At 68.6% G+C, this 17,830-nt stretch carries 18 protein-coding genes and 1 tRNA gene; 12 read left to right on the forward strand and 7 right to left on the reverse strand.

The features are described from left to right. Nucleotides 1-30 precede the first annotated feature (30 nt). A complete protein-coding gene (locus LZK98_RS15940) occupies nucleotides 31-1,428 on the reverse strand; it encodes an NAD-dependent succinate-semialdehyde dehydrogenase (RefSeq protein ID WP_233783513.1) in 1,398 nt (465 codons plus the stop codon). Nucleotides 1,429-1,621: 193 nt separating this feature from the next. Here LZK98_RS15940 and thrB point away from each other — a divergent pair, with 193 nt between their 5' ends. Continuing rightward, a complete protein-coding gene (gene thrB, locus LZK98_RS15945; protein ID WP_233783514.1) occupies nucleotides 1,622-2,578 on the forward strand; it encodes a homoserine kinase in 957 nt (318 codons plus the stop codon). Beyond that, a complete protein-coding gene (gene rnhA, locus LZK98_RS15950; RefSeq protein ID WP_233783515.1) occupies nucleotides 2,575-3,024 on the forward strand; it encodes a ribonuclease HI in 450 nt (149 codons plus the stop codon). The genes thrB and rnhA overlap by 4 nt, the downstream gene beginning before the upstream one ends. Here the strand turns inward: rnhA and LZK98_RS15955 are convergent, their stop codons facing one another. Genes LZK98_RS15955 through LZK98_RS15965 form a run of 3 tightly spaced genes read right to left on the reverse strand, consistent with a single transcriptional unit; the run spans nucleotide 3,025 to nucleotide 5,264 of the window. Continuing rightward, complete coding sequence (locus LZK98_RS15955) at nucleotides 3,025-3,195, reverse strand: YegP family protein (protein ID WP_233783516.1); 171 nt, start codon at nucleotides 3,193-3,195, stop codon at nucleotides 3,025-3,027. 57 nt (nucleotides 3,196-3,252) lie between these two features. After that, nucleotides 3,253-4,320 (reverse strand): NAD(P)/FAD-dependent oxidoreductase, encoded by a 1,068-nt coding sequence (locus LZK98_RS15960; RefSeq protein WP_233783517.1) that lies wholly within the window; start codon nucleotides 4,318-4,320, stop codon nucleotides 3,253-3,255. Then, nucleotides 4,317-5,264, reverse strand: a complete 948-nt coding sequence (locus LZK98_RS15965; RefSeq protein ID WP_233783518.1) for an alpha/beta fold hydrolase — start codon at nucleotides 5,262-5,264, stop codon at nucleotides 4,317-4,319. The genes LZK98_RS15960 and LZK98_RS15965 overlap by 4 nt, the downstream gene beginning before the upstream one ends. Nucleotides 5,265-5,314: 50 nt before the next feature. On the opposite strand from LZK98_RS15965, the gene LZK98_RS15970 reads away from it, so the two are divergent. From LZK98_RS15970 to LZK98_RS16000, 7 genes are read left to right on the forward strand one after another with little or no spacing between them, the layout of a single operon-like run. Beyond that, nucleotides 5,315-5,785, forward strand: coding sequence for an A24 family peptidase (locus LZK98_RS15970; RefSeq protein ID WP_233783519.1), 471 nt, complete (start codon nucleotides 5,315-5,317; stop codon nucleotides 5,783-5,785). Nucleotides 5,786-5,834: 49 nt separating this feature from the next. Next, nucleotides 5,835-6,911 (forward strand): Flp pilus assembly protein CpaB, encoded by a 1,077-nt coding sequence (cpaB, locus tag LZK98_RS15975; protein WP_233783520.1) that lies wholly within the window; start codon nucleotides 5,835-5,837, stop codon nucleotides 6,909-6,911. Between the two features lies 1 nt (nucleotide 6,912). Next, nucleotides 6,913-8,544, forward strand: coding sequence for a type II and III secretion system protein family protein (locus LZK98_RS15980; RefSeq protein WP_233783521.1), 1,632 nt, complete (start codon nucleotides 6,913-6,915; stop codon nucleotides 8,542-8,544). Nucleotides 8,545-8,561: 17 nt separating this feature from the next. Beyond that, nucleotides 8,562-9,191: a CpaD family pilus assembly protein gene (locus LZK98_RS15985; protein ID WP_233783522.1), complete on the forward strand. Its 630-nt coding sequence runs from the start codon at nucleotides 8,562-8,564 to the stop codon at nucleotides 9,189-9,191. Beyond that, complete coding sequence (locus tag LZK98_RS15990; RefSeq protein WP_233783523.1) at nucleotides 9,191-10,501, forward strand: AAA family ATPase; 1,311 nt, start codon at nucleotides 9,191-9,193, stop codon at nucleotides 10,499-10,501. Before LZK98_RS15985 ends, LZK98_RS15990 begins: the two co-directional genes overlap by 1 nt. A 32-nt stretch (nucleotides 10,502-10,533) precedes the next feature. Further along, nucleotides 10,534-11,511, forward strand: a complete 978-nt coding sequence (locus LZK98_RS15995; RefSeq protein ID WP_233783524.1) for a type II secretion system F family protein — start codon at nucleotides 10,534-10,536, stop codon at nucleotides 11,509-11,511. Between the two features lie 40 nt (nucleotides 11,512-11,551). Beyond that, nucleotides 11,552-12,520, forward strand: coding sequence for a type II secretion system F family protein (locus LZK98_RS16000; protein ID WP_233786616.1), 969 nt, complete (start codon nucleotides 11,552-11,554; stop codon nucleotides 12,518-12,520). A 107-nt stretch (nucleotides 12,521-12,627) separates the two neighbouring features. Here the strand turns inward: LZK98_RS16000 and LZK98_RS16005 are convergent, their stop codons facing one another. The 3 genes from LZK98_RS16005 to LZK98_RS16015 form a co-directional block, all read right to left on the reverse strand. Further along, complete coding sequence (locus LZK98_RS16005; protein ID WP_233783525.1) at nucleotides 12,628-13,761, reverse strand: HD-GYP domain-containing protein; 1,134 nt, start codon at nucleotides 13,759-13,761, stop codon at nucleotides 12,628-12,630. 150 nt (nucleotides 13,762-13,911) lie between these two features. Further along, nucleotides 13,912-14,166, reverse strand: coding sequence for a hypothetical protein (locus tag LZK98_RS16010; RefSeq protein ID WP_233783526.1), 255 nt, complete (start codon nucleotides 14,164-14,166; stop codon nucleotides 13,912-13,914). A gap of 109 nt (nucleotides 14,167-14,275) precedes the next feature. Continuing rightward, nucleotides 14,276-14,349 (reverse strand) — tRNA-Gly (locus LZK98_RS16015). Between the two features lie 96 nt (nucleotides 14,350-14,445). On the opposite strand from LZK98_RS16015, the gene hisS reads away from it, so the two are divergent. The 3 genes from hisS (at nucleotide 14,446) to prmC (ending at nucleotide 17,798) form a co-directional block, all read left to right on the forward strand. Then, nucleotides 14,446-15,774 (forward strand): histidine--tRNA ligase, encoded by a 1,329-nt coding sequence (hisS, locus tag LZK98_RS16020; protein ID WP_233783527.1) that lies wholly within the window; start codon nucleotides 14,446-14,448, stop codon nucleotides 15,772-15,774. Between the two features lie 25 nt (nucleotides 15,775-15,799). Further along, nucleotides 15,800-16,870, forward strand: coding sequence for a peptide chain release factor 1 (prfA, locus tag LZK98_RS16025; protein WP_233783528.1), 1,071 nt, complete (start codon nucleotides 15,800-15,802; stop codon nucleotides 16,868-16,870). Between the two features lie 127 nt (nucleotides 16,871-16,997). Further along, entirely contained in the window at nucleotides 16,998-17,798 is an 801-nt protein-coding gene (gene prmC, locus LZK98_RS16030; protein ID WP_233786617.1) for a peptide chain release factor N(5)-glutamine methyltransferase, read from the forward strand. Nucleotides 17,799-17,830 lie beyond the last annotated feature (32 nt).

Raw genomic sequence — 17,830 nt, forward strand, 5'->3', positions numbered from 1 at the left:
ACAGGAACAGCGTGCCGTTGCTTCCGCGAACTATTCCACCCCGGCGCCGCCGGCCGCGTCGCCCGCCGCCCGATAGACCGCCTTCAGGTTCATGAACTCGTGCAGTCCGAACGGCCCGAGCTCGCGGCCATGCCCCGAACGCTTGATCCCGCCGAACGGCGCCTCCGGAGCCGAGGCGAGCATCTGGTTGATCGCGACCATGCCCGCCGCGATGTCGCGGACGAAGCGCTGCTGCTCGCCGGGCTCGTCGGTCCAGACCGACGATCCCAGACCGAACGGCACCTCATTGGCGATCCGGATCGCCTCGTCGATGTCCGCGGCGCGGAACACCATGGCGATCGGCCCGAACAGTTCTTCGTTCGCGAAGGGGCTGTCCAGCGGCACGTCGGTCAGGATGCCGGCGGTGAGATAGGCGCCCGGCAGGTCGGGCTTCTCGCCCCCGACCAGCAGCTTCGCCCCCAGCCGCTTCGCTTCGTCGAGCTGCCCGAGCACGGTGTCGCGCTGACCGAAGCTCGACAACGGCCCCATGTCGCTCGCCGGGTCCATGGGATCGCCGGCCTTCACCGCCTTCATGGCCGCGCTGAACCTGTCGAGGAACGCATCGTAGATGTCGGCATGGACGATCATCCGCTTTGCGCAGATGCACGACTGCCCGGTGTTCTGGATACGTGCCTTCACCGCCTGGCCGACCGCCTTGTCGAGATCGGCCGAGGGCATCACGATGAACGGATCGGACCCGCCGAGCTCGAGCACCACCTTCTTCAGGTTGCGCCCCGCCTGCTCCGCCACCGCCGCGCCGGCGCCTTCGCTGCCGGTCAGCGTCACCGCCACCACCCGGTCGTCGGCGATGATACGCTCGACCGCGCCCGACTTGATCGCCAGGTTCTGGAACAACCCCTCGGGTCCGCCGGCGGCCAGCACCATCTCCTCCATCAACTCGGCCACGCCCTGGACGATGCTGGCATGCTTCAGCAGCCCGACGTTGCCGGCAAGGATGGTCGGCGCGAGGAAGCGCACCACCTGCCAATAGGGGAAGTTCCACGGCATCACCGCCAGCACCGGTCCCTGCGGCTGCCACTGCGCCTCGGCGGTGCCGCCGTTGGCCAGCCGGAACGTCCGCGGCTCGAGCATCGCCGGGCCGTGCTCGGCATAATGGCGGAAGGCCGCGGCGCATTTCTCCACCTCGGCGACCGCGGAGGCATAGGTCTTGCCCATCTCCTCCGTCGCCGTCCGCGCCAACCGCGCCTTGTCGGCCTCGTACCGGTCGGCGATGCGGGCTAGCAGTTCGGTCCGCACCGAAAGCGGCGTCGTGCGCCACTGCCGGTAAGTATCGGCGGCACGGGCGAGCTTCGCATCGACCTCCTCATCCGTCAGTTCCGCATGGGCCGCGATCTCTTCGCCGGTGGCCGGATTGATGCTCTTGAACATGGCTGGTCCTGGATGGTTGCGGGCTTGGCTGAAGCTGGGCGATGAGCCGGATCGGCCGAGGATGCAACGCCGACCTGCGATCGGAGTTTCCGCTCGCCCGTCGAACCATCCTCGCCGTTGCCAGCCACCGGCGGCACCCGTAAGGCCGGCTGCTGGAATTCCGGCGGGAACCGCCGCTCTCAGGGGGCATGGCTTGGCAGTCTACACGCAGGTTTCGGCGGAAGCACTCACGGCCTTCCTCGCGCGCTACGACGTCGGCGAGCTGGTGTCGGCGAAGGGAATCGCGGAGGGAGTCGAGAACAGCAACTATCTGGTGGACACCACCCGGGCACGCTTCATCCTGACTCTCTACGAAAAGCGCGTCGCAGCCGCCGACCTGCCGTTCTTCTTCGCGCTGCTCGATCATCTCGCCGCGCGCGGCAATCCGGTGCCGCCGGGCATCGCCGACCGCGAGGGCCGGGTGATCCACGAATTGGAAGGGCGACCGGCCTGCCTCATCAGGTTCCTGCCCGGCGTATCGGTCAGCCATCCGACGGCGATCCAGGCGCGCGCGGCGGGCGCGGCGATGGGGCGGATGCACGGCTCGCTCGCCGATTTCGCGCCCGTGCGGCCGAACAGCCTCGGCATCGAGTCCTGGCCCGGCCTGCTCGCGCAATGCGGCCGCTCGCTCGATGAGATCGAACCGGGACTCCACGCGAGGGTCGAGGCGGCGCTCGCCGAGGTCCGTGCGCAGTGGCCCACCGGCCTCGCCACCGCCGCCATCCATGCCGATCTGTTCCCGGACAATGTGCTGATGCTCGGCGACGAGGTGACGGGGCTGATCGACTTCTATTTCGCCTGCACCGACATTCGCGCCTATGACCTTGCCGTGATGCATTCGGCGTGGAGCTTCGACGCGACTGGCGCGCCGCTCGATCCAAGCGTGGGCCATGGACTGGTCGAGGGCTATGCCGCAGCCTTCCCGCTCGCGCCCGAGGAGCGGGCCGCGCTGCCGGTGCTCGCGCGGGGCGCCTGCATCCGCTTCCTGCTGACGCGCGCCTGGGACTGGCTCAACACGCCGGCTGACGCGCTGGTGACGCGCAAGGACCCGCTCGCCTATCGCCGCCGGCTCGACTGGTACGACGCCAACCCCGACGCCTTCGCCGCATGACCGCCCTCCCCCATGTCGAGATCGCCACCGACGGCGCGTGCAAGGGCAATCCCGGCCCCGGCGGCTGGGGCGCGGTGCTGCGCTTCAACGGCAAGGAGAAGGAGTTGTCGGGCGGCGAGCGGCTCACCACCAACAACCGCATGGAGCTGACCGCCGCGATCCGCGGGCTGGAGGCGCTGACCCGGCCGTGCCGCGTCACCCTGTCGACCGACAGCCGCTACGTGATGGACGGCCTCACCAAATGGATCCACGGCTGGCAGCGCAACGGCTGGAGGACCGCCGACAAGAAGCCGGTCAAGAATGCCGAGCTATGGCAGGAACTGCTCGCCGCGGCGAAGCCCCACAAGATCGACTGGATATGGGTGAAGGGCCATGCCGGCCACCCCGACAACGAACGCGCCGACCGGCTGGCGAGCGACGCCGCGCTCGCCGCCGGGGCCGGGTAATTACTCCTCGACCGGCGCGCCCGGGCCGTTCTTGAGGATAGAATCGATGGCGTTCTTGGCCGATGCCTTGCTGGTGTAGCCTTCGGTCCAGAAGATCACTTCGCTGTTGTACTTGAACTTGGCGACATACTCGCCGGCCTTGTTCTGCTCGATCACGAACTTGTGCGCCATCACTCACTCTCCCGAATCACTTGGGCTAACATATGTTAGTAGGGGGCCCGGGAGCTGTCACCGTGCGAAACGATCCGGCGCATAGGGGGCCGGATCGAGCTCCGGTGCCGTCCCGAGCAGCAGCGCGGCGGCAAGCCGGGCCGCGGCGGGTGCGGTCTGGATGCCGAAGCCGCCCTGCCCTGCGCACCAGAAGAAGCCCGGCCGGTCGGGAGCGAAGCCATAGACCGGCCGCCGGTCGGGCGCGAAGCTCCTGAGGCCCGCCCATTTCCGCTCGACCGCGGCGACGCGCCAGTCGACCACCCGCTCGAACCGGTCGACGGCGACGGCAACGTCGATCTCCTCGGGCTGCGCGTCGCAGGGATCGGTGGGAATCTCGTCATGCGGGCTCAACCACAGCCGGCCGCCCGTCTCCGGCTTGAAGTAGAAGCTTCCGCCGATGTGCACGACGAGCGGCAGCGTCATCGACGCCGCCGGATCGGTGCGCAGCTGGGCCATGGTCCGGCGATAGGGCCGGATGCCGAGCGGCCTGGCGCCGCAACGCTCGGCGACCGGATCGGCCCAGGCTCCCGCGGCATCGATCAGGATGCCGGCGGCGACCGGCCCGTCGGCCGTCTCGATCCGCCAATCCACCCCCTGTCGCTCGGCGGCGCGGAGGCCGGCGTTCAGCCGGATCACCGCTCCCGCCTGCCGCGCCCGCGCGAGCGCATCGGCATGGAGCCCGGCGACGTCGATATAGGCGCAGCTCGGCTCGATCACCCCGAGCGCCCATTCCGATCGCAGCCCAGGCACATAGGCAGCGGGATCGACCGGGCGAAGTTCCACACCGCTGCCTTCGAACTCGACGAGCAGAGCGTCGATCGCCGCAGCTTCCTCCGCCCGTCCGATATGGAGCGAGCCGAGTGGCGCCAGATACGGATCGAGCGCCTCGCGCGAGGCGGTGGTGAGCGGCTGGACGGCGGGCCCGCCATAGGTCTCGGACCAGAAGGCGGCCGAACGCCCGGTCGCATGATAGCCCGCGACCTCCTCTTCCTCCAGCACCACCACCGATCCATGCGGTGCCAATTCGGCAGCCAGCGTCGCACCGGCGATCCCCGCGCCGACGATCGCGAAGTCGAACCGGCTCACCGCGATGCCTTCGCCTCGAGAAACAGGTCGATCTCCTCGATCGCGCGGTCGCGCACCGGATCGGCTTCGCGCAGGATCTCGTGCGCCGATTCCTTGCCGAAGCGCACCACGCGCACGTCGGGCAGCTTCTCCGCCACCGCCAGCGCCGCCCGGGCGTCGACCAGGCCGTCCGCCTCGGCGATCAGCATCAGCATCGGCACGTCCATCGTCGCGAGCGCCGGTGAGGCATTGAGCGTCCGGGTCGAGGCGAACGCCTCGATCACCCAGCGCCAGCTCGGCGGGCCGGTGAGCAGCGAACGGTCGTGCTGCTGCCACCACAGCTCGTCGGCATAGCGGTCGGGATCGAAGGTCAGCAGGCTCTGCCGCGTCTCGGTGGTATAGGGCTTCTCGTTCCCCTTCCACGCCGCCCGCGCCGGATTGCCGAGGCTGCCCATCCGCCGCGCCAGCCACTCGCCGAACCGCGGCCCGATCGGTGCGTGGAGGCCGAGCATCGGCGCCACCAGCACCGCCGCGTCGGGCGCAACTGCCCCCTCCGCCAGCGCGCGGAGCAGCAGATGGCCGCCCATCGAATGCCCCATCGCTACCCGTGGCCCCGGGGTATCCGCCGCCCAGTCACGCCAGAAAACGGCGATGTCCTCGATGAACTGCCCGAAGCTCTCGATATGCCCGACATGCGGCCGTTCGGTGAGTCGGCCCGACCCGCCCTGCCCTCGCCAGTCGAACGAGGTCACCCGCCAGCCGCGCTCGTGCCAGTGCGCGAACGTCTCCAGATATTTCTCGAAGATGTCGCCGCGCCCGCCCTGGAACAGGATCGATCCGCGCGGCTCCACGCCCTCGGGCGCGGGCCAGTCGAAGGTGCGCAGCGCATGGCCGTCGGGCGCCATCCAGCGGCCGACGACGGCACCCGCCGGATAGGCGCGGCGGTCGAATGCGGGAGAGGTCATGCCCGCTGGTTACGTTTTGGAAAGCGCGCTCGTCTAGGCAATTACGATTGATGGGGGATTATCTTTCTTTGGCGCTGCTCGGCGCGCTCGCGCTGCTCCTGGTCTCGGCCGGGATCGAGGACGTGCGCACCCGCGAGATCGCCAATTGGAAGAACGCCCTGATCGCGCTGCTCGCGCCCGCCTGGTGGTGGGCGAGCGGGCTGGGAGTTTGGCCGGGCGCCGCGATCCAGCTTGGAGTCGCGCTGCTGGTATTCGTCGTCTTCGTCGGCGCCTTCGCGCTGGGACAGATGGGCGGGGGCGACGTCAAGCTGATCGGCGCGCTGGCGCTGTGGCTGCCGCCGATGCCGCTGATGTGGATGCTGGTGGTGATGTCGCTGGCCGGCGGTGCGCTCACGCTGGTGATGCTGGCCGAGAGATGGTGGCGCCCCGCGGAGCGCCCGCTCGAGATTCCCTATGGGGTCGCGATCGCCATCGCCGGCCTGCTCAGCCTTCACGAACCGATAATTAACCAATTGCGGTGATTGCTTAATCGCGGATCAACCCCGCCGAATCTGGAAAGGCCTGCTCGGCATGGATGGACGGAAGATAGTGCTGCTGGTGGCCGCGTTGCTCGTCGCCGCCGTGACCGCCTTCATGGCGCGCAGCCTGATGCAGGGCGCCGCCACGCCGGTGGCTGCCGCGAACAATGTCGCGCCGAACGCGGACGGCCCCCAGGTGCTCGTCGCCACGCGCGCGCTGCCGGTCGGGACGATTCTCGACGAAAGCTCGATGAAGTTCCAGCCCTGGCCCAAGGAGCTGGTCGAGGGCGCCTATTACCTCAAGGACAAGACGCCCGACCTCAAGGCGCTGCAGGGGACGGTGGTGCGCTTCGCAATTCCCGCGGGCCAGCCGATCACCCAGGGCGCGCTGGTCAAGCCCGGCGACCGCGGCTTCCTCGCCGCCGCGCTGGCACCCGGCATGCGCGCGGTCACCGTGCCCGTGTCGGCGCAGACCTCCGTGGCAGGCTTCATCTTCCCGGGCGACCGCGTCGATCTGATCCTCACCCAGTCGGTGGCGGGCGGCGGCGATGGTTCCCCGCTCAAGACGTCGGAGACGGTGCTGCGCAACCTGCGCGTGCTCGCGACGGATCAGAAGACCGACAAGAGCGTCGACGACAAGGGCAACACCGTCGTCAACACCTATTCGATGGTGACGATCGAGGCGACGCCCAAGATCGCCGAGAAGATTGCCGTGGCGCAGACGCTCGGCTCGCTGTCGCTGTCGCTGCGCTCGATCGCCGACAATGCCGGCGAACTCGAGGAGGCGATCGCGTCCGGCGAGGTCAACGTGCCGGACGGCGACAAGGCCGAGAAGGCGATGCTGGCATCGGTCGCCGCGCGCCCGGTCGACGGCAAGGGCACCTTCTCGACCGGTGCCGACGTGTCGCGCTTCCAGCGCAGCACCGTACCCGGCAAGCCGGTGGAAGCCGGTGGGGCGGGCGGCGCTCCGCAGGTGCTGGCGGCGCCGAGCGGACCGATGGTGCGCGTCGTGCGCGGCAACAATGTCCAGGACGTCGTCATCGGCAGCAGGGTCACGCCGGCTGCGGTTCCGGTTCCGGCACCGCCGCCGGTCCACGCCGGCGGCACGCCTTCGGGGGGGACGAATTAAGATGCATAGGAAAACCTTCCTGCGGCGATCGCTCGCGGCGACGGTGGCTACGGCCCTTGTCGCGGGCACCGCAGCCACCGCACGTCCGGGCCCAGCGGAACGGGCAGGACCGGCCCGAGTCGCCAAGTTCCCGGCCGGCGCCCAGCGCCCGACCACGGAAGTCACGCTGTCGGTCGGTCAGGGCGAACTCGTCAACCTGCCCGCGAGCGTCGCGAGCGTGTGGACGTCGAACCCGGCGGTCGCGGACGTCTTCGTCAACAATCCGCGCCAGATCCATCTCTTCGGCAAGGAGTTCGGCGAGGCGACCGTGTTCGCCACCGCGGCCAACGGTTCGGTGGTCTATGCCACCAACGTCCGCGTCAGCCAGAACATCACCTCGATCGATCGGATGATGAAGCTGGCGATGCCCGACGCCGACGTGAAGGTCACGACGGTCGGCCAGATCGCGGTGCTGACCGGCACCGTCGCCTCGCCCGACGACAGCGCCGAGGCGCAGCGGCTGGTGACGGCGCTGCTCAACCCCGGCGTCAACGTGAACTCACCGGACGCGCAGCTCAAGATCGGCGTGGTGAACCGCCTGCGTACCGCGACGCCGCTGCAGGTCAACCTGCAGGTGCGCATCGCCGAGGTGAGCCGTAGCTTCGTCAAGAATATTGGCGTCAACATGACCACGTTCGACCCGACGGGCGGGTTCAAGTTCGGCATCGGCCAGGGCCGCAAGATCTTCAACCAATATGCTCCCGGCGGACCGCTCGGAGTTGGCGACGAAGCGTCCAACGGCGTCACCTCGGTGATCAAGAGCCCGAACGGCACCTCGCTGTTCGGCAATGGCAAGCTGTTCGGCATGGACGTCCTGGGCGGGCTCGACCTGGGCGAGCAGCTGGGTCAGGTGACCACCCTCGCCAACCCGAACCTCACCGCCCTGTCGGGCGAGACCGCGACCTTCCTCGCCGGTGGCGAGGTTCCGATCCTGATCAGCCAGCCGCTGGGCGGCGTCACGGTCGAATACAAGCAATATGGCGTCAGCCTCGCCTACACGCCGACGGTGCTGAGCGACGGGCGTATCTCGCTGCGCGTCCGGCCGGAAGTGTCGGAGCTGTCGGCCGCGGGCGCGATCGTGGTCGGCAATACGCAGATTCCCGCGATGACCACTCGCCGCACCGAAACGACGGTCGAGCTGGGCTCGGGCGAAAGCCTTGTGATCGGCGGCCTGCTGTCGAACCGGCACGACAACGGTTTCGACAAGACGCCGGGCGTCGGCGACCTGCCGATCCTTGGCGCCCTGTTCCGCTCGAACAGCTTCAAGCGCAATGAATCCGAGCTGGTCATCGTCGTGACGCCGTATCTGGTGAAGCCGGTCAACGCGAACGAGATCGCCCTGCCCACCGACGGCTACAAGGCGCCGACCGACCTCGGCCGCATCTTCATGGGCGAGCTGGCGAGCGGCCAGAGCGGCGCTTCGCGGCCCAAGCCGTCGATGGCGACGCCGTCGGCGCCGTCCCCGTCGATCGGCGCAGTGGCGCCCCTGACCCCGGCACCGGTGGCGCCGCAGCGGCAGGAGACCGCCCCGGCGCCCGAACCGCGCAAGGTCAAGAAGGACGCCGGCGCCATGCCCGGCTTCAGCTTCCGGTGATGGAGATCGAGATGACGATGCCTGGACGTCTGTTGGCCCTTCTCGCGCCGGCGCTGCTGCTCGGCGGATGCGGGGTGGGCAATCGCGACCTCGAATCGGTCCACCAACCGGTGGTATCGCGCGCCGATTACGCGCTCGACCTCGCCGTCTCGGGCGATGGGCTCGCCTCGGGCGAGCGGCAGCGCCTCGCCGGCTGGCTGGCCTCGCTCAACGTCGGCTATGGCGACCGTATCGCGGTCGACGACGGCAGCCAGGACTATGCGGGCGGCGTGCACGCGGCGGTCACGGACGAAGCCGCACATTATGGCCTCCTGGTGAACGACAAGGTGCCGGTGATCGCAGGTCCGCTGACGCCAGGCACGGCGCGCGTGGTCGTCTCACGCATGACCGCCTCGGTTCCGGGCTGTCCCGATCATAGCGGACTGCGCGGTAGCGACCTCAATGCCAACACCTGGTCCAACTACGGCTGCGCGACCAACACCAATCTGGCGGCGATGGTGGCCCGGCCGGAGGATCTGATCCGCGGCCAGCAGGGTGACCCGACCGCCGACACGATGACGACGTACAAGGCCGTGACCACGTTCCGTGCCAAGGCGCCGACGGGTGCCGGCGACGTCAAGCGCGAATCGACGAAGGGCGGAAACTGATGAACGCTCCCTGGAATCCCGCACGCATCGGCAACCGCGATCCCTTCGTCGCCTTCGTCTGCGACGAAACGACCGCCGAGGCGATCCGGCCGATCGCGATCGAAATGGGCTGGCCGCCGGAGAAGGTGAACAAGGGCGGCCTGCGCAACGCCGTGCAGACGCTGTCGGTCACCGCCAGCCCCAACATCCTGTTCGTCGACCTGTCCGAATCGGGCGATCCGCTCAACGACATCAACGCGCTGGCCGAGGTCTGCGAGCCGGGCACGGTGGTGATCGCCGCCGGCCAGGTGAACGACGTCCGCCTCTATCGCGACCTCGTCGCCAGCGGCATCCACGATTATCTGCTGAAGCCGCTCAATCCCGACATGCTGCGGGATAGCCTCGCTCAGGCGCAGGCGATCCTGAACGCCCCTCGCGCCGCCGAGGCGGCATCGGAGCGCCCGCATTGCGGCATCGCGGTGATCGGCGCCCGCGGCGGCGCCGGCGCATCGACCGTCGCGACGTCGCTCGCCTGGCTGCTGAGCAGCAAGAACAGCCGCACCACCGCGCTGCTCGATCTCGACGTGCATTTCGGCACCGGCGCGCTGGCGCTCGACCTCGAGCCGGGCCGCGGTCTCACCGACGCGATCGAGAACCCGAGCCGCATCGACGGGCTGTTCATCGAGCGCGCGATGGTCCGCGCGTCGGACCGGCTCGCCGTGCTCTCCGCCGAGGCGCCGATCCATTCGCCGATCGTCACCGACGGCGCGGCTTTCTACCAGCTCCAGGAGGAGCTGAGGGGCGCGTTCGAGGCGACCGTGGTCGACCTGCCCCGCGCGATGCTGGTCAACCACCCGCATCTCGTCAGCGACCTGCAGATCGCGGTGCTGGTGACCGAGCTGACGCTCGCCTCCGCCCGCGACACGATCCGCCTTCTCGCCTGGTTCAAGTCGAACGCGCCGCACCTCAGGCTGCTGGTCGTCGCCAATCGCGTCCATGCCGCCTCGCAGCTCGAGATCAGCCGGCGGGATTTCGAGAGCTCGATCGAGCGCAAGATCGATTTCACCGTGCCGTTCGAGCCCAAGCAGGCTGCCCAGGCCGCCAAGCTGGGCAAGCCGCTCGCCGAGGCCGCGAAGGGCGTCAAGTCGCTGCAGCCGCTCACCGCACTGGCCGATCAGCTGGCCGGCATGGCCGAAGCCGATGACGACGAAGCTCCCGCAAAGGGCAAGAAGGTGCCGGGCAAGGCGCAGAAGTCGGACAAGAACGGCGGCTCGCTGCTGGGCAAGCTCACCCAGCTGACGGCGAAGCTGCCCAGCAAGGCGCGGAAGTGATCGGGTTTGAACCCTGAGGGGGAGTTGATCGGGTGGAATTGATGCCGCTGATGATGCTCGGGGCCGGCGCGTTCCTGACGCTCGCGGTGCTCGCGATCGCGTTCAGCGGTCCGTCGCCGAGCCGCGTTGCCGCGCGGCGACTGACGAGCATGCGCGAACGTCATTCCGGCGGCAATTCCGCGATCGCGATCGAGGCGCAGGTCCGCAAGATATCCGCCAACCGCGCGACCCGGATGGACGAGACCTTCTCGCGGCTGTTGCCCAATCCGGCGCAGCTCCAGAAGCGCCTCAACATGACCGGCCGCAACTGGACCGTCGGCCGCTATGGCCTGGCGACGCTCACCCTCACCGCCGTCCCCGCGCTGCTGCTCGCGCTGCGTGGCGCGCCGATCCTGCTCGCGCTGTTCATCGGCCTGTTCTTCGGCGTCGGTCTGCCGCACATGGCCGTCGGCTTCCTCATCAAGCGCCGCATCGCCCAGTTCAACGCCAAGTTCCCCGACGCGATCGAGCTGCTGGTGCGCGGCCTGCGCTCGGGCCTACCGATCACCGAGACCATCGGCGTCGTCGGGCAGGAGGTGCCGGGGCCCGTCGGCGAGGAATTCCGCGCGATCGCGGACCGCATGAAGATCGGCCGGACGATGGACGCGGCGCTGCAGGAGACCGCCGACCGGCTCGGCACGCCCGAATTCCAGTTCTTCTGCATCACCATCGCGATCCAGCGCGAGACCGGCGGCAACCTCGCCGAGACGCTGTCCAACCTCGCCGACGTGCTGCGCAAGCGCGCGCAGATGAAGCTCAAGATCAAGGCGATGTCGTCGGAATCGAAGGCGTCCGCCTACATCATCGGCGCGCTGCCGTTCATCGTCTTCGGCCTCATCTGGTACATCAACGGCCGCTATATGCAGAATTTCTTCGTCGACGAACGGCTGATGATCGCCGGCGGCGGCGGGCTCGTCTGGATGGCGATCGGCGCGTTCATCATGCGCAAGATGATCAACTTCGAGATTTGAGAACGGCACCGTGACCCCTCCTCCCCACAGCCCGACCATCATGGGCATCGACGTGATCTGGGCGGCGACCCTGCTCTCGGGCGTCGCTGCGCTGGCAGTCCTGTTCGCGATCTACACCGCCACCACGGTGCGCGACCCGATGGCCAAGCGCGTCAAGGCGCTCAACGACCGGCGCGAGCAGCTGAAGGCCGGCATTACCGCCTCGACGTCGAAGCGCCGCGCCAAGCTCGTCCAGCGCAACGAGACCACCGACCGCATCCGCGCGCTGCTTTCCTCGATGAAGGTGCTGCAGGATTCGCAGATCAAGGACGCACAGCAGAAGCTGCTCCAGGCGGGCATCCGCTCCAAGGACTGGGCGGTCGCGGTGATCTTCGGCCGGCTCGTGCTGCCGATCGTGCTCGGCGGGCCGATGCTCTACTGGGTCTACGGCACCGATGGGTTTGCCGACTGGAGCCCGGTCAAGGCCTATGGCCTGGTCGCCGGCACCTTCATTCTCGCCTACAAGGCGCCCGACCTCTATCTCAAGAACAAGATCGACAAGCGCTCGGCGGCGATCCGCAAGGGCCTGCCCGACGCGCTCGACCTGCTGGTGATCTGCGCCGAGGCGGGCCTGACCGTCGACGCCGCCTTCCATCGCGTCGCCAAGGAACTGGGCCGCGCCTATCCCGAACTGGGCGAGGAATTCTCGCTGACCGCGATCGAGCTGGGCTTCCTCACCGACCGGCGGCAGGCGTTCGAGAATCTCGCGCATCGCGTCAAGCTCGACGCGATCAAGGGTGTCGTCACCACCATGATCCAGACCGAGAAATACGGCACCCCGCTCGCCTCGGCGCTGCGCGTGCTCTCGGCCGAGTTCCGTCACGAACGCATGATGCGCGCCGAGGAAAAGGCGGCGCGCCTGCCGGCAATCATGACGGTGCCGCTGATCCTGTTCATCCTGCCGGTGCTGTTCATCGTGATCCTGGGCCCGGCGGCCTGCTCGATCAGCGACGCGCTGATCGCCAAGTAAGGCGATCGGGGAGATCCGTTCCAACTATAACCCTGTCTCATGATGGGTGACGACGAAGAAAAAGCGGACGTTACCGCGGGGAGCGCCGACTGCACCGCCCTCCCGGATCACGCGGCCAGGCCGCACTCCCGGCCATGCGCCAGCAGGCGATCGCGCAGCGCCTCCCACTCCTCCGGCGACCAGCGGTGGGGCCGTTCGATCGCGACGATCGGATCGAACGCCGTATCGATCCGCTCATAGGGCACCGCTCGGCTGGTCGCGTTGCAGTGGAAGGTGAGCACCGGCGGGGTCGCGGTGCTGCCACCCCCGCCGTCGAGCACCACCGCCAGCCGGTCGCTCGCCAGCCGTACCAGCGTGCCGGCGGGAAAGGCGCCGACCAGCCGGCGGAACGCCAGAAACATGCGCCGGTCGAAATGCCCCTCGACCCCGGTCATCCACTCCAGTGCCTGCGCCGGCGACCAGCTGTCCTTGTAGGGCCGGGCCGAGGTGATCGCGTCATAGACATCGCAGATCGCGGCGATGCGCGCGAAGACGCTGAGCTCTTCGCCCGCCAGCCCCTCCGGATAGCCGGTGCCGTTGAACCGCTCGTGATGGTGAAGGCAGACATCGAGCACGATCGGCGCGTCGCAGCCGCAGCGCTTGAGCAGCGCGTGGCCCAGCGCCGGATGCGTGACGATCGTCGCCCGCTCGTCGTCGGTGAGCGGCCCGGCCTTGTCGAGCACCGCCACCGGCACGCGCGCCTTGCCGATGTCGTGCAGCAGGCCGGCGAGCGCGATCTCGTTGATGAGCGATTCGTCGATGTCGAGCTCGCGCGCCAGCCCGACCATGAAGGCGCACACACCGACCGAATGCACATAGGTATAGTCGTGGCGGGACCTGAGCCGCGTCAGCCCGGTGATCGCGAAGGGATTGCGCAGCATCGAGCTCGCGATCTCCTCCGCCACGTCGGCGAGCGTGTCGAGCGGCAGGCTGCGGCCGAAGCGAACCTCGTCGAATGTCTCGATCAGCGCGGTGCGTGAGCGCTCGACGATCGCCTCGGCCTGCTTGCGTTCGACCGCGAAACTGGTCGGGCGGGTGGAGGGCTTGCGCTTGACCGGACCGCGCTGGCGCGTAGGGCGCGGTTCCTGCTCGCCGCCGAAGCGCGACAGCTCCGGGCGCCAATCGCTCTCGAGCAGAATCTGCTGCGTTGCCGCCGGTCCGCCGGAGGAAACCCTGTCCCCCTTGCGGCGCCTCGGTGTCATTGGTGCCGGCCCGCGTTCCATCCAGCCTCCCCCGCCGTGGACGCGGAGGCTAGCAAGCGATGGATTAAGAAATATCCAATCAGCCGGTGAGGGACGGTAACGGGCGGCCGCCGGCGGCGAGGAGGGAGGAGCCGGCGACCGCCCGCGACGTCACGCCGCCTTGGAACCCGGCGTGCCGCACTTCACGAACTTGCCGCCCAGCCGGCAGCGGGCCGGCGACGCCTTGGCGGTCTTGGCGGGCATCGTTCTTGCCGCCGTCATCGTCTTCGTGGCCTTCACGGTCTTTGCCGCCGCCGTGGGACAGCGCACGAACTTGCCGTGCGCATCGCGGCACGGCGCAGCAAAGGCCGGCGCGCCGGCGAAGAGCATCGCGGACGCGGCGGCAATCAGGAGCGAACGGGTCATCGACAGTCTCCTCGGCCGAGGATCGGCCATGGGGCGGACTATCGGACAGCGCGCATGGCGTGCCGGTGACGGGGCGATGAAAAAGCCGTCATGGAAGGGGATGTTGCCGTGGAGCGGGTAGCGGGAATCGAACCCGCGTATTCAGCTTGGAAGGCTGCTGCACTACCATTGTGCTATACCCGCCCACCGGCAGACGGCGGGAATTAGCCCGCGTCATTGCCGGATTCAACCCGCAAGACCTTTGCATCGCACCGGTCGAGCGAATAGAGAGCGCGACCCATGGCGCGCGTCACCACTCCCAACCGCATCCGCGGCACCCAGGACATCTTCGGCGAGGACCAGCGGCGGTTCGCGCACGTGCTGGAGACGTTCGACCGCGTGCGGCGGCTCTACGGCTTCCAGCGCGTCGAGATTCCGATCTTCGAGGACACGCAGGTCTTCGCCCGCTCGATCGGCGAGACCACCGACGTCGTGTCGAAGGAGATGTATACTTTCGCCGACAAGGGCGGCGATTCGATCACGCTCAGGCCCGAGTTCACCGCCGGCATCTGCCGCGCCTACCTGACCGAGGGTTGGCAGCAGTACGCGCCGCTCAAGCTCGTCGCGTCGGGCCCGGTGTTCCGCTATGAGCGCCCGCAGAAAGGCCGCTACCGGCAATTCCACCAGATCGACGCCGAGGTGATCGGCGCCGCCGAGCCGCAAGCCGACGTCGAGCTGCTCGCCCTCGCCGACCAGCTCCTGCACGAATTGGGCATCGCCGAGGGCGTGACCCTCCAGCTCAACACGCTGGGCGATGCCGAGACGCGCGACGCCTGGCGCACGGCGCTGGTCGCGCATTTCGAGCAGCACCGTGGTGAGCTGTCGGAGGACAGCCTGACTCGGCTGGAGAAGAACCCGCTGCGCATCCTCGACAGCAAGGACCCGCGCGACCGCCCGATCGCGGACGCGGCGCCGGGGATCGACGACTTCCTGACCAGCGAGGCCGGCGCCTTCTTCGAGAGCGTGACCAGCGGTCTCGACGCGGCCGGGGTGAAATGGACCCGCAACGCGCGGCTGGTCCGCGGCCTCGACTATTACCGCCACACCGCCTTCGAGTTCGTCACCGATCGGCTCGGCGCGCAGGGCACGGTGCTGGCCGGCGGCCGCTATGACGGACTGATCGAAAGCCTCGGCGGCCCGGCGACGCCGGGTGTGGGCTGGGCGGCGGGAGTCGAGCGGCTGGCGATGCTGATTGGGGAGCCGACGACACAGGCTGTTGATGCCGTCGTCATTCCACTCGGACCGGCAGCCGAGGCGAGAGCTCAAGGTATCGTAGCCGAGTTGCGTCGCGCGGGAATCGCCGCGGACATGGCATTCCGCGGCAATATGAAGCGTCGGTTGTCCAAAGCAAATGAGCAAGGGGCAGAATTTGCCCTGATCCTCGGTGACGACGAGCTGGCGACCAACAGGATCGTTGTGCGAAACCTCAAGGAAGGACAGCAAGCGACGACCTCAATCGACAATATCGGTAAGGTGCCGCTTTCGCTTCTTTGGCAGATACCTACCGGTGGTCAGGCCGACGCCGCCGCGCATCCTATCGGACGGCTATTGGCGGAGAAGCCAGAATGATCCGTTCCGCCGGGGCGGAGGTATAATGCGCATCCCCGCCGACCGTATCGCGCAGATCGAGGCGCGGCGTGACGAACTGCAGGCGATGATGGCGACCGGCGACCTTCCCGGCGACCGTTTCGTCCAGGTCTCGAAGGAATATGCCGAGCTCGAGCCCGTCGCCCTCGCCGCTGCCGAGGTGCGCCGGCTGCGCGCCGAGGCGGACAGCCTCGCCTTCATGGCGCAGGACGGCGACGACGAGCTGCGCGCGATGGCGGTCGAGGAGCTGCACCTCAACAAGACCGCGCTGGAGGTGGCCGAGCGCAACCTCGCCCTCGCTCTCCTTCCCCGCGACGTCGCCGACGAGCGCGCGGCGATGCTCGAGATCCGCGCCGGCACCGGCGGCGACGAGGCGGCGCTGTTCGCCGGCGACCTGCTGCGCATGTACCAGCGCTATGCCGACCGCCAGGGCTGGAAGGTCGAGCTGATCTCCGCCTCCCCCTCCGAGGCCGGCGGCTACAAGGAGGTGATCGCCTCGGTCGAAGGCAAGGGCGTGTTCGCGAAGTTGAAGTTCGAGAGCGGCGTCCACCGCGTCCAGCGCGTGCCGGTGACCGAGAGCGGCGGCCGCATCCACACCTCCGCCGCCACCGTTGCGGTGCTGCCGGAGGCCGAGGACGTCGACGTCCAGATCGACGACAAGGACCTGCGCGTCGACATCTACCGCTCGTCAGGCGCGGGCGGACAGCACGTCAACACCACCGACTCCGCGATCCGCATCACCCATATCCCGACCGGCATCGTCGTCATCCAGCAGGACGAGCGCAGCCAGCACAAGAACCGCGCCAAGGCGATGAAGGTCCTGCGCACCCGCCTCTACGAGGCCGAGCGCGAGCGGCTCGCCGCCGAGCGCTCGGGCACGCGCCGGGCGATGGTTGGCTCGGGCGACCGTTCCGAGCGCATCCGCACCTACAATTTCCCCCAGGGCCGCGTCACCGACCACCGCATCAACCTCACACTCCACCGCTTGCCGGAGATTCTGGAAGGCGAGATGGACGAGCTGGTCGGCGCCCTCGTCGCCGAGGACGAAGCCGAGCGGCTGGCGAGTTTGGATGGCTGAAGAACAGGATAAGCCCCTCCCCTTCAGGGGAGGGGTTGGGGGTGGGGCGGTGCCCCAAGCGATATCGCCTGAGGATAGGCCCCACCCCAACCCCTCCCCTGAAGGGGAGGGGCTTGCGCGGGAAGCGATCGCCCGCGCCGCCGAGCAATTCACCTTCTCCGAAACCCCTCGCCTCGATGCCGAGCTGCTGATGGCGCACGCCCTCGGCACCACTCGCGACGAGATGCTGCTCCGTGGCCTGATCGACACCCCCGCCCCGCCCGCTTTCGCCGAGCTGGCCGCCCGCCGCGCCGCGCACGAACCCATCGCCTATATCCTCGGCAAGCGCGATTTCTGGACGATCGAGCTTCAGGTCGGCCCCGGCGCCCTCGTACCGCGGGCCGACAGCGAGACGCTGATCGAGGCGGCCGTCGATCACTTCAAGGGAACCCCGGGCCCCGCACGCGTGCTCGACCTCGGCACCGGCCCCGGCACGCTGCTGCTGGCGGCGCTCGCCGAATGGCCGCAGGCGGCCGGCCTCGGCGTCGATTCGTCCTCCCGCGCGCTCACCTGGGCGTGGCGCAACGTCGCCTCGCTCGGGATGAGCGGCCGCGCACGCTTCGTCCTCGGCGATTGGGCGGCGCGAATCGCGGACTCTTTCGATCTAATCCTCGCCAATCCGCCCTATATCGGGACAGCCGAACCCCTTCCCGCCGAGGTGCGCGAGCATGAACCCGCCTCGGCTCTGTTCGCCGGCGCAGACGGGCTCGATGCCTATCGCGCGATCGTACCGCATCTCCCGCGCCTGCTCGCCCCCGGCGGCGTGGCGATCCTCGAGATCGGCTGGACCCAGGCCGACACAGTCACCGCGCTCGTCGAGACGCAGGGCCTCGCCGCCACCCTCCGCCGCGACCTCGCCGGTCATCCGCGGGCTATCCTCGCCGCTTGAAACCGCCGTACCGCGACCCAATATTCCGCTTG

This window comes from Sphingomonas cannabina, from assembly GCF_021391395.1.
Lineage (GTDB): Bacteria > Pseudomonadota > Alphaproteobacteria > Sphingomonadales > Sphingomonadaceae > Sphingomonas > Sphingomonas cannabina.

What these genes read in the sequence shown, in the direction of transcription:
- LZK98_RS15940 (WP_233783513.1), bottom strand. Translation starts at nt 1,428, where the DNA reads ATGTTCAAGAGCATCAATCCGGCCACCGGCGAAGAGATCGCGGCCCAT.
- rnhA (WP_233783515.1), top strand. Translation starts at nt 2,575, where the DNA reads ATGACCGCCCTCCCCCATGTCGAGATCGCCACCGACGGCGCGTGCAAG.
- LZK98_RS15955 (WP_233783516.1), bottom strand. Translation starts at nt 3,195, where the DNA reads ATGGCGCACAAGTTCGTGATCGAGCAGAACAAGGCCGGCGAGTATGTC.
- LZK98_RS15965 (WP_233783518.1), bottom strand. Translation starts at nt 5,264, where the DNA reads ATGACCTCTCCCGCATTCGACCGCCGCGCCTATCCGGCGGGTGCCGTC.
- LZK98_RS15970 (WP_233783519.1), top strand. Translation starts at nt 5,315, where the DNA reads ATGGGGGATTATCTTTCTTTGGCGCTGCTCGGCGCGCTCGCGCTGCTC.
- cpaB (WP_233783520.1), top strand. Translation starts at nt 5,835, where the DNA reads ATGGATGGACGGAAGATAGTGCTGCTGGTGGCCGCGTTGCTCGTCGCC.
- LZK98_RS15980 (WP_233783521.1), top strand. Translation starts at nt 6,913, where the DNA reads ATGCATAGGAAAACCTTCCTGCGGCGATCGCTCGCGGCGACGGTGGCT.
- LZK98_RS15985 (WP_233783522.1), top strand. Translation starts at nt 8,562, where the DNA reads ATGCCTGGACGTCTGTTGGCCCTTCTCGCGCCGGCGCTGCTGCTCGGC.
- LZK98_RS15990 (WP_233783523.1), top strand. Translation starts at nt 9,191, where the DNA reads ATGAACGCTCCCTGGAATCCCGCACGCATCGGCAACCGCGATCCCTTC.
- LZK98_RS16000 (WP_233786616.1), top strand. Translation starts at nt 11,552, where the DNA reads ATGGGCATCGACGTGATCTGGGCGGCGACCCTGCTCTCGGGCGTCGCT.
- LZK98_RS16005 (WP_233783525.1), bottom strand. Translation starts at nt 13,761, where the DNA reads ATGACACCGAGGCGCCGCAAGGGGGACAGGGTTTCCTCCGGCGGACCG.
- LZK98_RS16010 (WP_233783526.1), bottom strand. Translation starts at nt 14,166, where the DNA reads ATGACCCGTTCGCTCCTGATTGCCGCCGCGTCCGCGATGCTCTTCGCC.
- hisS (WP_233783527.1), top strand. Translation starts at nt 14,446, where the DNA reads ATGGCGCGCGTCACCACTCCCAACCGCATCCGCGGCACCCAGGACATC.
- prfA (WP_233783528.1), top strand. Translation starts at nt 15,800, where the DNA reads ATGCGCATCCCCGCCGACCGTATCGCGCAGATCGAGGCGCGGCGTGAC.